This window comes from Streptomyces sp. Ag82_O1-12, from assembly GCF_900182715.1.
In the GTDB taxonomy this organism is placed as follows: domain Bacteria; phylum Actinomycetota; class Actinomycetes; order Streptomycetales; family Streptomycetaceae; genus Streptomyces; species Streptomyces massasporeus.
On record NZ_FXUW01000001.1, the window covers coordinates 3,294,349 to 3,308,650 of the forward strand.

Genomic DNA, 14,302 nt, shown 5'->3' on the forward strand with positions numbered 1-14,302 from the left:
CCCCTTCCCGCTGCCCCACCTGGTCCCACCTGTGCTGCCGTACGGTACGTGCTGACAGGGCGGACGTGGCAACTCTGGCACATCTTGGCGAGAGCCGAAGACACGGGTCCGCTAGGAGGCATTCGCCCACCTCACCGGCGAGATGGTCCGTTTTCTCACTGGTTCACCAGTGCATGCCGATTGGCACTTTCGGTGACCCTTGTGCGCTTTTTCCGTGGCCTGTTCGAGCTGTTCGGTCATGACGGGTACCGCTACCGGTGGGGCGGCGGCCCGTCGGCCGGGCGGCCCAGCACCCCGGGGCGCCGCTGCCAGGGCAGGGGGCCGGTGGGGGGCCGGTAGGCCACGCCCAGGGCGTCGAGCCGCCCGTAGTGCGCGGCCATACGGCGTTGGAAACCGGCGAAGTCCCGTTCCGCCGGGGCGGGCAGGGCGCTCCAGGCGACCTCCGCGAAGGCCGCGAGGCGGGGGAAGGCCTGATAGTCCACGCGCGCGTGGTCCTCCATCACCTCGGTCCACAGGTTGGCCTGGGTACCCAGCACGTGCCGGGCCTCCTCGGGTGTCAACTCCGGTGGAACGGGCTCGAACCGGTAGACGTCCTCCAGGGTGCGCACCCACCCGATCGGTACCGGCTCCTCGGGGCCCGGGTCCTGACGGTGGTCCAGGTACACCTGCTGCTCCGGGCACATGACGACGTCGTGGCCGGCCCGGGCGGCGGCGACGCCTCCCGCGTAGCCGCGCCAGGAGGAGACGGCGGCGCCCTCGGCGAGCCCGCCCTCCAGGATCTCGTCCCAGCCGATCAGCCGGCGCCCGCGCGCGGAGAGCCACGCGTCGAAGTGCTTGATGAACCAGGACTGGAGCTCGTCCTCGTCCGCGAGCCCGAGTTCCCTGATCCGCGCCTGGGCCGTCTCCGACTGCCGCCACTGGTCCTTGGGGCATTCGTCGCCGCCGATGTGGACGAACTCCGAGGGGAACAGCTCGAGCACTTCCTCGAAGACGCCCTCGTAGAAGCGCAGGGTGTTGTCAGTGGGGGCGAGTACGTTCGGGTTGATTCCCCAGGTATCCCAGACGGAGAGGGCTGTGGTGTCGATGACGTCGGTGTTGCCGAGTTCCGGGTACGCGGCGATGGCGGCCTGCGAGTGGCCCGGCACGTCGATTTCGGGGACGACGGTGATATGCCGCTCGGCGGCGTAGGCGACGATCTCGCGGATGTCGTCCCGGGTGTAGTAGCCGCCGTGCGGCTTGTCCTCCCACAACGGCGAGGCGCGGTGGCCGGTTTTCGTACGGGCGCGCCAGGAGCCGATCTCGGTCAGCCGGGGATGCCGCTCGATCTCGATGCGCCAGCCCTGGTCGTCCGTCAGATGGAAATGAAAGACGTTGAGTTTGTGCGCCGCCATCAGATCGAGGTAGCGCAGCACTCCTTCCTTGGGCATGAAGTGCCGCGCGACGTCGAGCATGAGGCCGCGCCAGCGGAATCGGGGAGCGTCCTCGATCGTCAGATGCGGCACGGTCCAGGCCCGGTCGCGATCGAGCGGGGCCCTGCGGTACGCGTCGGGGCCGAGGAGTTGCCGCAGGGTCTGGGCGCCCCAGAAGACACCGGCCGCGCAACCGCCCTCGACGAGGACGCCGGAGCCGTCGCTGACGAGGCGGTACTCCTCGGGGCCGAGGCCGGGGTCGAGGCGCAGCCCGATGCCGCCCTCGGCGTCGTCGAGTTCCCGCCCCTCGCGCAGCGGCAGCCCGGTGGCCTGCCGCAGGGCGGCGCCCAGCCAGTGGGCGACGCCCTGCGTCGCGGTGTCGGCGCAGAGCCGGGAGTGGTGCGTCAGCCGCACCTCGCCGGATCCGGCGGTGGCGCCGCGGGGCGCCGGGATCAGTTCGGTCACGTCAGTCCTTCACCGCTCCGCCCAGTCCGGAGACCAGGCGCCGCTGTACGAGTACGAAGAAGACCAGGACCGGGATCGTCATGACCGTGGAGGCGGCCATGACTCCGCCCCAGTCCGGGTCGTCGGGCTTGTAGAAGACGAGGAGGGCCATCGGCAGCGTCGACTGCGCGGTGTCGCTGATGATGAACGACTTGGCGAACAGGAAGTCGTTCCAGGCGGAGATGAACGAAAACACGCTGGTGGCCAAGAGCCCCGGCAGGACGAGGGGGAAGAGGATCTGCCAGAGGAATCGCGCGCGGCTCGCCCCGTCGATGTACGCGGCCTCCTCCAGCGCCTCCGGGACGGCTTTCACGAACCCCCGCAGCATCCAGATCGCGAAGGGCAGCGAGAAGGCGATGTGGGGCAGGATCAGCGAGCTCAGCGCGTTCAGCAGGCCGGCGTCCCGCATGAGGAAGAACAAGGGGATCGTGAGGGCCTCCACGGGCACCATCTGGGCCACCAGAAACATGATCAGAAGGGTGGTCCGCAGGCGGAACCGGAATCGCGTGACGGCGGTCGCGGCGAGAAACGCGATCAGCCCGGAGGCGATCACGACGCAGCCCGCGACGACGAGGCTGTTGAGGAAGTAGCGGCCGAATTCCTGCTGCCCGAAGACGCGCCGGAAGGAATCCAGGGAGGGCGCGAGCGTCCACGGCCTGGGTTCGCCGGACTCGATCTCCCCGGCCGGTTTGAAGGCGCTGAGCACCATCCAGTACAGGGGGAAGGCCACGACGATCGCGATCAGCAGGGCGGAGGCCTCGGCGGCCAGCCGGCCCGGGCGGCGCACTCGAGCGCGTGGAAGGTTCACAGTTCCTCCCCCTGACGGCGCAGCAGCCGCAGGTAGACCAGCGTGACGGCGAGCAGGATCAGCAGCGTCACGATGCCGATCGCGGAGCCCAGGCCGTACTGCGAGGACGCGAAGGCCTGCTGGTAGGCGTAGACGTTCAGCACGAGGTTCTGGCCGGCGATCCCGCCGCCGCCCGTCATGACGTAGATCTGCGTGAAGACCTTGAAGTCCCAGATGACCGACTGGATGGTGACGACGACCAGGATCGGCCGGAGCATCGGGGCGAGTACGGAACGCCAGATGCGCCACTGCGAGGCGCCGTCGAGAGAGGCGGCCTCCAGCACTTCGCCGGGTACGGCGCGGATCCCCGCGTACACGGTCACCATCACGAACGGGAAGGAGCACCACACCACTTCGAGCAGCACCAGGAAGAAGGCGCTGAGACGGCCGTAGGTCCACGAGTGGTCGCCGAGGCCCAGCATGCGGTTGACCGGGCCGAAGTCGGGGTCGAAGAGGAACAGCCACACCGTGGAGCCGGTCACGGCCGGGGTCGCCCACGCGCCCAGGGCGGCCAGCATCAACGCGAGCCGCGGTACGGCCCGGACACGGGTGAGGAGGACGGCCAGGGCGCAGCCGACCGCGAGCGTGGAGACGACACAGGCCGCCGCGAACAGCACGGTGGCGAGCAGCACCTGCCAGAACTGCGGGTCCCCGAACAGTGCGGCGTAGTTCCCGAAACCCTCGAAGGTGGCCGGTTCCCCGCCGCTGACCTGTGCCTGCGTGTACTGGAAGAGGGAGATCAGCCCGAGCTGGTAGATCGGGTAGACGAGCAGCCCGCCCAGCACGACGAGCGCGGGCGCGAGATACAGCCAGGGCGTCCAGCCGCCGGTGCGGCGGGCGGCCCCGCGTGCGGTGCGGCGGCCCGGTGCGTCGGCGGCCTCACGCGGGGGCCGGGGGGCCGGCACGGCCGGCGCCGCGGCGGCCACCGGGGTTTTCACGAAGCCGCGGTCGTTCATCGGCTTCACCCGGCGGAGCCGAACGCGTCGTTCATCTTCTGCGCGGCGTCGTCAGAGGCCTTCGCGACGTCCTTCTTGCCGCTGATGACCTCCTGGAACATCGTCGGCAGGACGAGGGAGGAGTCGATCTGGGCCCAGGCGGGCGACGCGGGGACGAACCTGGTGCCGGCGGACAGGGTCCGCACGAAGGGCTTCACGAACGGCTCCTGCCGCGCGACCTGCTGGCGGACGTCGGTGAAGGTCGGCAGGAAGCCCATCGCGTCGAAGAGTTCGCCCTGCGTCTTCTTCGAGGCGAGCTGCTCCATCAGCCGCACGGCGAGCGTGCGATGGGACGTGCTCTTCAGGACACCGATGTTGTTGCCGCCCGCGAAGGCCGGGGCGATCGAGCCGGACGTCACACCCGGCAGCGGGACGACGGCGTAGTCGCCCTTGACCTTGCCGGCCTCGACGGCGGTGTGGCTGAAGTCGCCGCCGATCGCCATGCCCGCCTTGCCCGCGGCGAACGCGGAGATCGTGTCGTTGCCGCCCATGCCCGCGCACTTGGCGGCCGGGCAGTTGTCGTCGCCGAAGAGGGACGTGTACGCCTTGATGCCCTTGCGGGCCTGAGGGCTGTCGATGCCGGACGCGTACGAGCCGCTCTTGCCGCTCGCGAGTTCACCGCCGTTGGCCCAGACGAACGGCATCGCGCCGTAGATGTAGGCTCCGCCGACCACCAGCCCGTACAGCTCGGGCTTGGCGGCGCGTATCGCGCGGGCGGTGGAGGCGAGTTCGTCCATCGTCCTCGGGACGGACAGGCCGAGCTCCTTGAAGACGTCCGTGCGGTAGTACAGGGCGCGGACGCCGACGTAGAAGGGGGCGCCGTAGAGCCTGCCGTCCACCGTCACCGACTGCTTCGCCGTCGGGTCGGTGTCCTTCGCCTCGGCCCAGTCGCCGAACTCCTTCGTGACGTCGAGGAGTCCGCCGTCCTTCACATAGCCGGCCGTGTCGGTGTTGCCGTACTCCATCACGTCGGGCGCGGAGGCGGGGTCGTTGAAGGCGGCCTTGACGCGCTGGGCGCGGGTGTCGATCGGGATGTACTCGACGTCGACCTTCGTGCCCTTGTGGTCCTTCTCGAAGCCGGCGACGACGGAGTCGACGACCTTCTGCTTGGGGGCGTTGCCGACCTCCTGGAAGAGCCACACGCGCAGCGTGCCGGTCTTCTCGTCCTTGTCGGAGGAGGAGTTCGAGGAGGTCTGGGGCGCGCAGGCGGTGGCCAGGAGAGCGGCGAGCGCGGTGAGCCCGGCACAACGGACGGACAGCTTCATGGAGTGCTCCTCCGAGGGAGTGTTGCAACATACGCAATGAAGGTTTCGCTGTGCACAACACTTCGGAGGCTAGGGACTTCATGAACACGCCCACAAGAGGTCTCAACCACTCTGTGACCGGCAGACGCACCCTGCGCAACGCCCGGACAGCACAAAAGCCTCCAGGGCGCGCAAAACGCGCCCTGGAGGCCTCACGCCCCGCGGGTCGGGCTTACTTGTCGCCCTTGTCGTCGTCGCCGGAGCTCATGGACTCGTAGATCTCCTTGCACATGGGACACACGGGGTACTTCTTCGGGTCGCGGCCCGGCACCCACACCTTGCCGCACAGCGCCACGACGGGGGTGCCGTCGAGGGCGCTCGCCATGATCTTGTCCTTCTGGACGTAATGGGCGAAGCGCTCGTGGTCACCGTCACCATGCGAGGTCTGCGGCGTCGGCTCAACGAGGGTCCCCGTACCAGTCCCGCGCTCGGGCTCGAGAGTGCTCATAGGGCCAAGGGTACTGAAGCTCACAGGCATCAGTTGAGCGAAGGGTCCTCCGGGTACGTCGCCACCATCGCCAGCTCGCCGCGCTGGCGGCGCAGCACCTCGCGCCAGAGCCGCTCGGGGGACGGGGACGAGACGTCGCCGGGCTCCGACTCGACGACGTACCACGCGCCGTCCACCAGCTCGTCCTCCAGCTGGCCCGGGCCCCAGCCGGCGTACCCGGCGAAGATGCGCAGGGAGCCGAGGGCGGAGGCCAGCAGCTCCGGCGGGGCCTCCAGATCGACCAGACCGATCGCGCCGTGCACCCGGCGCCAGCCCAGCGGGGCGGCCTCACCCGTCGCGCCGCCGGGGACGACCGCGACCCCGAGGGCGGAGTCCAGCGACACCGGGCCGCCCTGGAACACGACACCCGGTTCCACGGCGAGATCCCCCCAGCCCTCCAGGATGTCGCCCACGTCCACCGGGGTCGGGCGGTTGAGGACGACGCCGAGGGAGCCCTCCTCGTCGTGGTCGAGGAGCAGCACCACCGCGCGGTCGAAGTTCGGGTCCGCCAGGGCGGGGGTGGCCACGAGCAACCGCCCTGTGAGCGAGGACACCTCGGTCATGGCAGACATGATCCCGCATTCTCCCTCCGCGTGGGGAGGCAATGCGGGACAGGCAGGGAACGCAGCTCAGGGCGCACTGATGCGCCCCACGCGCACGAAACCGGCCGTGACCCCATGTGCCCGGCACGGAACCGTTCGTGTTGTGACAGAGCTATGACGTGGCTGGGTCTCACTCAGGCTTACAGAAGGGGGGTGGTGGGCGATTACCCTTTCCCTCCTGGCCCCTGCCCGACTCCATGGAACGCGAGATTCATGACCGTCAACGACGATGTCCTGCTTGTCCACGGCGGAACCCCGCTGGAGGGCGAGATCCGTGTCCGCGGTGCGAAGAACCTCGTACCGAAGGCCATGGTCGCAGCGCTGCTGGGCAGCGCTCCGAGCCGGCTGCGCAATGTTCCGGACATCCGCGACGTTCGAGTCGTACGGGGTCTGCTGCAGCTGCACGGCGTGACGGTCCGTCCGGGTGACGAGCCCGGCGAACTGGTGATGGATCCGACGCGCGTGGAGAGCGCCAACGTCGCTGACATCGATGCCCACGCGGGTTCGAGCCGTATCCCGATCCTGTTCTGCGGCCCGCTGCTGCACCGCCTCGGCCACGCGTTCATCCCCGGCCTCGGCGGCTGCGACATCGGCGGCCGGCCCATCGACTTCCACTTCGAGGTGCTGCGGCAGTTCGGCGCGAAGATCGAGAAGCGGGAGGACGGCCAGTACCTGGAGGCGCCCCGGCGGCTGCGCGGTACGAAGATCGCGCTGCCGTACCCGTCCGTCGGCGCCACCGAGCAGGTGCTGCTGACGGCCGTCCTCGCGGAGGGCGTCACGGAGCTGTCCAACGCGGCCGTCGAGCCGGAGATCGAGGACCTCATCTGCGTGCTGCAGAAGATGGGCGCGATCATCGCGATGGACACCGACCGGACGATCCGCATCACCGGTGTGGACCAGCTCGGCGGCTACAACCACCGCGCCCTCCCGGACCGCCTGGAGGCCGCGTCCTGGGCGTCGGCGGCGCTGGCGACCGAGGGCGACATCGTCGTCCGCGGCGCGCAGCAGCGCTCGATGATGACGTTCCTGAACACCTACCGGAAGGTGGGCGGTGCCTTCGAGATCGACGACGAGGGCATCCGCTTCTGGCACCCCGGCGGCCAGCTGAAGTCCATCGCGCTGGAGACGGACGTGCACCCCGGCTTCCAGACGGACTGGCAGCAGCCGCTGGTCGTGGCCCTGACCCAGGCCACGGGCCTGTCCATCATCCACGAGACGGTCTACGAGTCCCGCCTCGGCTTCACGTCCGCGCTGAACCAGATGGGCGCGCACATCCAGCTCTACCGCGAGTGCCTGGGCGGCTCGAACTGCCGCTTCGGCCAGCGCAACTTCCTGCACTCGGCCGTCGTCTCGGGCCCGACGAAGCTCCAGGGCGCGGACCTGGTCATCCCCGACCTCCGCGGCGGCTTCTCGTACCTGATCGCGGCCCTGGCGGCCCAGGGCACGTCCCGCGTCCACGGCATCGGTCTGATCAACCGCGGCTACGAGAACTTCATGGAGAAACTCATGGAGCTCGGCGCGAAGGTGGAGCTGCCGGGCAAGGCGCTCGGCTAGACCGGGCGCGAAGGTCGAGCTGCCGGGCAAGGCACTCGGCCAGTCGCGCTCGCAATGACGCCAAAGGGGCGGCCACCCGGTTCGGGTGGCCGCCCCTTTGATGTCACTCACTGGGTTCGTACACCGTCGGCGTACGAACGGCAGGGTTACTTACCCTTGGCCGCTTCCTTGAGCTTCGAGCCCGCGGAGACCTTCACGCTGTAGCCGGCGGGGATCTGGATGGGCTCGCCGGTCTGCGGGTTGCGGGCGGTGCGAGCGGCACGGTGCGTGCGCTCGAAGGTCAGGAAGCCGGGGATGGTGACCTTCTCGTCGCCCTTGGAGACGATGTCGCCGACCACGTCGGCGAAAGCGGCCAGCACGGCGTCGGCGTCCTTGCGAGTCACCTCGGCGCGGTCGGCCAGCGCGGCCACCAGCTCACTGCGGTTCATGTTGTTACTCCCGTGTTCATCTTGCCGTTGAGGCGTCAGATCGAAGCCGATGCTGCCAGGGTCCTCGATGAGTCCCCGGACCCGGGTCCGTCGTCAGACCCTCGCGCCCAGAGACGCATCCTGCCCCTACCTGCGGCGGGAAAGCCAATCCGGCACCCGCTGGAGTCGTGAGAACACCCTTGGGGAGTCACACGAATAGAGGGCTTGAGCCTTGCGCCACGATAGCTCCGCTGCTGACAGGGTTCTTGCGACGCGCCGGGTTCCAGGCTGCCGTGGGGTTACTCACAGTCCGGGAAGACTGCGCCGTCCGGGCCCCCGCAGCGGCCCGGACGGCCTCGGCCTCAGACGCCGGACGGGCTGCCCGCCGACGCACCGACCGCCTTGGCGGCCTCCCGCACGGCGCCGGCGACCGCGCCCGCGACCTTGTCGTTGAAGACGCTCGGGATGATGTAGTTCGGGTTCAGCTCGTCCTCGGTCACCACGTCCGCGAGGGCCGTCGCGGCGGCCAGCATCATCTCGGTGTTGACCGTCCGGGACTGCGCGTCCAGCAGACCGCGGAAGACACCCGGGAAGACCAGCACGTTGTTGATCTGGTTCGGGAAGTCCGAGCGGCCGGTCGCGACAACGGCCGCGGTCTGGCGGGCGATCGCCGGGTCGACCTCCGGGTCGGGGTTCGCAAGCGCGAACACGATGGCGCCGTCGGCCATGGCGGCCACGTCGTCGCCGTCGAGGACGTTCGGGGCGGAGACGCCGATGAAGACGTCGGCGCCGCGCACGGCCTCCTTGAGGGTGCCCGTGAGGCCCTCGGGGTTGGTGTTGTCGGCGATCCAGCGCAGCGCCGAGTCCGGGGCGGCGTCCACCAGGTCCTCGCGGCCGGCGTGCACGACACCGTGGATGTCGGCGACGACGGCGTTCTTGACGCCCGCGGCGAGCAGCAGCTTCAGGATGGCCGTACCGGCCGCGCCGGCGCCGGACATGACGACGCGGATGTTCTCGATCGCCTTGCCGGTGACGCGAAGCGCGTTCGTCAGGGCGGCGAGGACGACGATCGCGGTGCCGTGCTGGTCGTCGTGGAAGACGGGGATGTCGAGGGCCTCGCGCAGCCGGGCCTCGATCTCGAAACAGCGCGGGGCGGAGATGTCCTCGAGGTTGATGCCCGCGAAGCCCGGGGCGATCGCCTTGACGATCTCGACGATCGCGTCGGTGTCCTGGGTGTCGAGGCAGATCGGCCAGGCGTCGATGCCGGCGAACCGCTTGAAGAGGGCCGCCTTGCCCTCCATGACGGGCAGCGCGGCCTTGGGGCCGATGTTGCCCAGGCCCAGCACGGCGGAGCCGTCCGTCACGACCGCAACGGAGTTGCGCTTGATGGTGAGGCGGCGGGCGTCCTCGGGGTTCTCGGCGATCGCCATGCACACGCGGGCGACGCCCGGCGTGTAGACCATGGACAGGTCGTCACGGTTGCGGATGGGGTGCTTGGACGCCATCTCGATCTTGCCGCCGAGGTGCATGAGGAAGGTCCGGTCCGAGACCTTGCCCAGCGTGACGCCCTCGATGCCGCGGAGTTCCTCCACGATCTCGTCGGCGTGCGCGGTCGACGTGGCCGCGATGGTGACGTCGATACGGAGCTTCTCGTGACCGGATGCGGTGACGTCGAGGCCGGTCACCGAGCCTCCGGAGGACTCCACGGCGGTGGTGAGCTGCGAGACGGCGGTTCCGCTCGCGGGCACCTCCAGCCGGACCGTCATCGAGTAGGAGACGCTGGGCGCCGTTGCCATGGCCGACTTCCTCTGCTTTCACCTGAGCCTGAGTTGTGCCGTCCGATCGTCGCACCTACCGCTGAGTAGCAGGTAGCCGCCCTCGATTGCGAACGTTTTGTTCGCGGAATGGGGCAGCAAAAAGAGACCCACGTCACGTGGACGTGGGTTTCTTCTCCGGTTAGGTGGCACCGGCCCGCCATGCTCGCCTCGCGGCAAGTGGTCGCTCGTAGCGACGAAGGTTGGGCCCGGGGGCTTGGATCGAGCCGGTGCCACAACCAGGCTAACAAACAGATCCCGTAAGGCCATTCCCGTACCGGTAGTTCATTTCGCCGGTAAGTGGGTATCGGGCCTCAATCTCTGAGCAGGTCCGGAACTCCCGCCGCGTCGGGCTCGTCCCGGTCGGCCGAGACGACCGTGAGCTGCTGGGTGGCCCGGGTCAGCGCGACGTAGAGGACGCGCAGGCCGGCCGGGGACTCGTCGGCGATCTCCGCCGGGGAGACCACCACCGTCGCGTCGTACTCCAGGCCCTTGGCCTCCAGGCTGCCGAGGGCCACGACCCGGTCGCCGAGACCGGCGAGCCAGCGGCGCGCCTCCTCGCGGCGCTGCATGGCGACGACCACGCCGACCGTGCCGTCGACGCGCTCCAGCAGCCGGGCCGCCTCGTCGCGGACGGTGGCGCCCAGGCTGTCCTCCACGACGGTGAAGCGGGGTTCGACGCCGGTGGAGCGGACCGCCTTCGGCGACACGGAACCGGGCATGGCGAGGGAGAGGACCTTCGAGGCCAGCTCGGCGATCTCGGCCGGGTTGCGGTAGTTCACCGTGAGCTCGAAGCGGCGGCGGGGGCGGGTGCCGAGTGCCTCGTCGCGGGCCTCGGCGGCCTCGTCCGGGTCGGACCAGGAGGACTGGGCCGGGTCGCCGACGACCGTCCAGGTGGCGTGCCGGCCGCGGCGGCCGACCATGCGCCACTGCATCGGGGTGAGGTCCTGGGCCTCGTCGACGATGACGTGGGCGTACTCGACGCGTTCCTGCGCGAGTCGTTCGGCGCGCTCGCGCTGCGACTCCTCGCGCACCGGCATCAGCTCCTCCAGGCCGGTGAGCTGGTCGAGCGGGTCGAGTTCGCGCTTGCGGCGGGGGCGGGCCGGGGCGCCGAGGACGGCTTGCAGCTCGTCGAGCAGGGCGATGTCGTGCACCGTGCGGCCCTCGCGCCTGAGCGAGCGGGCGACCTTGCGGACCTCGCCGGGGTTGAGGATCCGCCGGGCCCAGCGGCCGAGGCGCCGTTCGTCGGCCATGGCGTCCAGGACGGCCGCCGGGGTCAGCTCCGGCCACCAGGCGTCGAGGAAGGCGATGAAGGCGTCCTCGGAGGTGATGTCCTCGTCGAAGGAGGAGCGCAGCTCGGCCGCGAGTTCGGGGTCGGAGTGCCGGCCGGCCGCGCCGGACTGCTCCCACAGGGCGTCCAGGAGGAGCTTGCGGGCGCGCGGGCGCAGCAGGTTCACGGGGGCGGTGCCGCCGAGGGCGGAGCGGCGGATGCCGTCCAGCTCCCGCGCCTCCAGCTCCAGGCGGCGTCCGAAGGCGACCACGCGCAGCCGGGCCGGCGGATCGTTCAGCTCCAGGGCCCCGCGCGCGGCCTTCCGCAGCACCTTGAGCATGCGGGAGGAGCCCTTGGCGCGGGCCACGGACGGGGAGTCGTAGAGCGTGGCCTCGCTGCCCTCGACCAGGGAGCCGATGGCGCGGATGGCGACCTGGCCCTCCTCGCCGAGGGAGGGCAGCACGCCCTCGGTGTAGGCGACGAGCAGCGGGGTGGGCGAGACGATCAGGATGCCGCCCGCGTAGCGGCGCCGGTCCTGGTAGAGGAGGTAGGCGGCGCGGTGCAGGGCGACGGCGGTCTTGCCCGTGCCCGGGCCGCCCTCGACGTAGGTCACGGAGGCGGCGGGGGCGCGGATGACCAGGTCCTGCTCGGCCTGGATGGAGGCGACGATGTCGCGCATGGTGTGGCTGCGGGCCTGGCCGAGCGCGGCCATCAGGGCGCCGTCGCCGATGACCGGCAGCTCGCCGCCGTCGAGGTACGCCGTGAGCTCGGGGCGCATCAGGTCGTCCTCGACGCCCAGCACCTGGCGGCCCTTGGAGCGGATGACGCGGCGCCGGACGACCCGGCCGGGGTCGACCGGGGTGGAGCGGTAGAAGGGGGCGGCGGCCGGGGCCCGCCAGTCGATGACCAGCGGCGTGTAGTCCTGGTCGAGGACGCCGATGCGGCCGATGTGCAGGGTCTCGGCGATGTCGGCGGTGTTGTCGGGGCGTACGGCCCCCTCCGCCGGCTCGACGGCGGTGTACGCCCCGTCGGGGCCCTTCTTGCCGTCCTTGCCGGTCAGCAGGTCGATGCGGCCGAAGAGGAAGTCCTCGAACTCGTTGTTGAGGCGGTTCAGGTGAATGCCCGCGCGGAAGACCTGGGCGTCCCGTTCGGCGAGTGCGCCGGGGGTGCCGACCTGGCCGCGCCGGGCCGCGTCCTGCATGAGGAACTCCGCCTCGTGGATCTTCTCCTCGAGGCGCCGGTACACCCGGTCCAGGTGTTCCTGTTCGACGCCGATCTCCCGGTCACGAACCGAATCGTGCACCGAACCGACCGCGTCTTGTCTTTGAGCCTGAACGGCCACCGGGCCCCCTTCTGACGTGCTGGGCAGCCGTCAACCGTACGCGAAGGGGACCCCTGGAAGCTACGGGCCGGCGGGCAGGCGCGGGACCTGTTGCCCCAATGGCGCCTGCCGTACGGCCGAACAGTCCTACGCGTCGACCTCGACCAGTCGCTTGCCGTCGAAGGTGACGACCTCGAAGTGGTCGATCTCGTTCGGCTCGAAGGCGGCGCCGCCCTGGACGTACAGGGGCTCCTTGGCCTTGTCGGACTTGGCGTCCGGGAGGCCGTAGCCCCACTCCGGGACGGACCAGGAGGACAGGGTCTCGCGCTCGCCGTTCTTGCCGACCGCGACAAGGGCGCACTTGAGCGGGCCCTTGACGTTCTTCAGCTCCAGGACCATGCCCGTGCCCCAGTCCTTCTTCTGGAGGGCGACGGTGGCGGAGACCTTGGTGTTCGGGTCGGTGGCGGTGATCTTGTCGGAGATGCCCTCGAAGGCCGCCTTGGCGGGGCTCGCCGCGAGCGGGCGGTTCTCCGCGCCGCTGCCGCCGTCGCCGCCGTTCGTCGCGACCGCGACGAAGGGGCCGCCGATGATCAGCGCACCGGCCGCGGCCACCATGTAGAAGCTGCGGCGGCGCTTCTGGGCGCGGCGGTCGGCGACCTCGTCGACCAGCTTCTCCACCAGGCGCGGCCGGGGCTTCGCGGACAGCGACTCGCCGATCGCGGGGGTGCTGCCGGAGCCGGGCAGATCGGCGAGGGCGGCGAGCATCGGCTCCATGCCGGCCAGTTCGTCGAGCTGCTGGGCGCACCATTCGCAGGTCGCGAGGTGGGCTTCGAAAGCGGTTGCCTCGGCGTCGTCGAGGATGCCGAGGGCGTAGGCGCCGACGGTCTCGTGCTCATTCGGCACCGGGGACTCCTGCATGGGTCCAGACATACCCACGCCTCCCGTACCGAATCCCTGGTTACCCCCGTAAACACTCATCACGCCGTCACCCCCCGCTCCTCCAGTGCCAGCTTCATCGAACGCAGGGCGTAGAACACCCTGGAGCGGACGGTTCCGCTGGGTATGCCCAGGGTTTCGGCCGCCTCATTGACGGTACGCCCCTTGAAGTACGTCTCGACGAGCACCTCCCGGTGGGCAGGGGTCAGGTCGTCGAGTGCGTCCGAGAGAGTCATCAGCCACAGCGCCTTGTCGATCTCGTCCTCCGCGGGGATGACCTCCAGCGGCGACGGGTCGACCTCCTGCGGCCGGGCCTGCCGGCTGCGGTGGCCGTCGATGACGATGCGCCGGGCGACCGTCACCAGCCAGGGGCGTACCGATCCGGTCGCTCGATTGAGCTGACCGGCGTTCTTCCAGGCACGGATGAGCGTCTCCTGCACGACGTCCTCGGCGCGCTGCCGGTCTCCGGCGACCAGGCGCAGGACATACGCAAGCAGGGGTCCGGCGTGTTCGCGATAGAGCGCACGCATCAGCTCCTCGTCGGGTTCCGAGGGCTGGGACATGCGATGTCGGGCCCTCGGTGCTCGTTCATTGGCCACGACGGAATCCTTGCGCACGCCCACCTCCGATGTCCGGGGGTTCCCCCAGTCGGTCGCTCCACATGCCGTACGGACGTGAGCGGTTGGGCGTTCAAAGAGACCCGACAGATTTCTTCGGGATGACGTGACGAGCTGGACATGGGGCTACATTCCCACCCCGCGTTCTTTACATTTCCGCCACATCGGCAAGATCGAGCCAGGGCTTCCCTACGGTGGCGTAGGTAAACGGCATGTAATCGAAATCACTTCGACG

The 14,302-nt window shown here is 69.9% G+C and carries 12 protein-coding genes; 1 reads left to right on the top strand and 11 read right to left on the bottom strand.

Annotated elements, in window-relative coordinates:
- Positions 1 to 251 precede the first annotated feature (251 nt).
- The 6 genes from QOL88_RS15100 to QOL88_RS15125 form a co-directional block, all read right to left on the bottom strand.
- A complete protein-coding gene (locus tag QOL88_RS15100; RefSeq protein WP_097216933.1) occupies positions 252 to 1,874 on the bottom strand; it encodes a beta-N-acetylhexosaminidase in 1,623 nt (540 codons plus the stop codon).
- Between the two features lies 1 nt (position 1,875).
- Positions 1,876 to 2,721 (bottom strand): carbohydrate ABC transporter permease, encoded by an 846-nt coding sequence (locus QOL88_RS15105; protein ID WP_097216934.1) that lies wholly within the window; start codon positions 2,719 to 2,721, stop codon positions 1,876 to 1,878.
- Entirely contained in the window at positions 2,718 to 3,716 is a 999-nt protein-coding gene (locus tag QOL88_RS15110; RefSeq protein ID WP_097223005.1) for a carbohydrate ABC transporter permease, read from the bottom strand. Before QOL88_RS15110 ends, QOL88_RS15105 begins: the two co-directional genes overlap by 4 nt.
- Before the next feature lie 5 nt (positions 3,717 to 3,721).
- On the bottom strand, positions 3,722 to 5,020 hold the full coding sequence (locus QOL88_RS15115) for an extracellular solute-binding protein (RefSeq protein WP_097216935.1): 1,299 nt from the start codon (positions 5,018 to 5,020) through the stop codon (positions 3,722 to 3,724).
- Between the two features lie 211 nt (positions 5,021 to 5,231).
- Complete coding sequence (locus QOL88_RS15120; RefSeq protein WP_033308193.1) at positions 5,232 to 5,507, bottom strand: DUF3039 domain-containing protein; 276 nt, start codon at positions 5,505 to 5,507, stop codon at positions 5,232 to 5,234.
- A gap of 29 nt (positions 5,508 to 5,536) precedes the next feature.
- Positions 5,537 to 6,109: a YqgE/AlgH family protein gene (locus QOL88_RS15125; RefSeq protein ID WP_179879112.1), complete on the bottom strand. Its 573-nt coding sequence runs from the start codon at positions 6,107 to 6,109 to the stop codon at positions 5,537 to 5,539.
- A 252-nt stretch (positions 6,110 to 6,361) separates the two neighbouring features.
- On the opposite strand from QOL88_RS15125, the gene murA reads away from it, so the two are divergent.
- A complete protein-coding gene (murA, locus tag QOL88_RS15130; RefSeq protein ID WP_097216937.1) occupies positions 6,362 to 7,702 on the top strand; it encodes a UDP-N-acetylglucosamine 1-carboxyvinyltransferase in 1,341 nt (446 codons plus the stop codon).
- Positions 7,703 to 7,848: 146 nt separating this feature from the next.
- On the opposite strand, the gene QOL88_RS15135 is transcribed toward murA, so the two are convergent.
- From QOL88_RS15135 to QOL88_RS15155, 5 genes are all read right to left on the bottom strand, one after another.
- Positions 7,849 to 8,130 carry an HU family DNA-binding protein gene (locus QOL88_RS15135; RefSeq protein WP_003990598.1) on the bottom strand — a complete coding sequence of 94 codons (282 nt, stop codon included), beginning with the start codon at positions 8,128 to 8,130 and terminating at the stop codon, positions 7,849 to 7,851.
- 341 nt (positions 8,131 to 8,471) lie between these two features.
- The gene (locus QOL88_RS15140; protein ID WP_097216938.1) at positions 8,472 to 9,905 is read right to left on the bottom strand and encodes an NAD-dependent malic enzyme; all 1,434 of its coding nucleotides are present in this window, start codon (positions 9,903 to 9,905) and stop codon (positions 8,472 to 8,474) included.
- A gap of 332 nt (positions 9,906 to 10,237) precedes the next feature.
- Positions 10,238 to 12,535, bottom strand: a complete 2,298-nt coding sequence (locus QOL88_RS15145; protein ID WP_097216939.1) for a HelD family protein — start codon at positions 12,533 to 12,535, stop codon at positions 10,238 to 10,240.
- Between the two features lie 126 nt (positions 12,536 to 12,661).
- Positions 12,662 to 13,492: an anti-sigma factor family protein gene (locus QOL88_RS15150; protein WP_097216940.1), complete on the bottom strand. Its 831-nt coding sequence runs from the start codon at positions 13,490 to 13,492 to the stop codon at positions 12,662 to 12,664.
- On the bottom strand, positions 13,492 to 14,013 hold the full coding sequence (locus QOL88_RS15155; RefSeq protein ID WP_010039908.1) for a sigma-70 family RNA polymerase sigma factor: 522 nt from the start codon (positions 14,011 to 14,013) through the stop codon (positions 13,492 to 13,494). Before QOL88_RS15155 ends, QOL88_RS15150 begins: the two co-directional genes overlap by 1 nt.
- Positions 14,014 to 14,302: the final 289 nt, after the last annotated feature.

What these genes read in the sequence shown, in the direction of transcription:
- QOL88_RS15110 (WP_097223005.1), bottom strand. Translation starts at nt 3,716, where the DNA reads ATGAACGACCGCGGCTTCGTGAAAACCCCGGTGGCCGCCGCGGCGCCG.
- QOL88_RS15115 (WP_097216935.1), bottom strand. Translation starts at nt 5,020, where the DNA reads ATGAAGCTGTCCGTCCGTTGTGCCGGGCTCACCGCGCTCGCCGCTCTC.
- QOL88_RS15120 (WP_033308193.1), bottom strand. Translation starts at nt 5,507, where the DNA reads ATGAGCACTCTCGAGCCCGAGCGCGGGACTGGTACGGGGACCCTCGTT.
- QOL88_RS15125 (WP_179879112.1), bottom strand. Translation starts at nt 6,109, where the DNA reads ATGACCGAGGTGTCCTCGCTCACAGGGCGGTTGCTCGTGGCCACCCCC.
- murA (WP_097216937.1), top strand. Translation starts at nt 6,362, where the DNA reads ATGACCGTCAACGACGATGTCCTGCTTGTCCACGGCGGAACCCCGCTG.
- QOL88_RS15135 (WP_003990598.1), bottom strand. Translation starts at nt 8,130, where the DNA reads ATGAACCGCAGTGAGCTGGTGGCCGCGCTGGCCGACCGCGCCGAGGTG.
- QOL88_RS15140 (WP_097216938.1), bottom strand. Translation starts at nt 9,905, where the DNA reads ATGGCAACGGCGCCCAGCGTCTCCTACTCGATGACGGTCCGGCTGGAG.
- QOL88_RS15150 (WP_097216940.1), bottom strand. Translation starts at nt 13,492, where the DNA reads ATGAGTGTTTACGGGGGTAACCAGGGATTCGGTACGGGAGGCGTGGGT.
- QOL88_RS15155 (WP_010039908.1), bottom strand. Translation starts at nt 14,013, where the DNA reads ATGTCCCAGCCCTCGGAACCCGACGAGGAGCTGATGCGTGCGCTCTAT.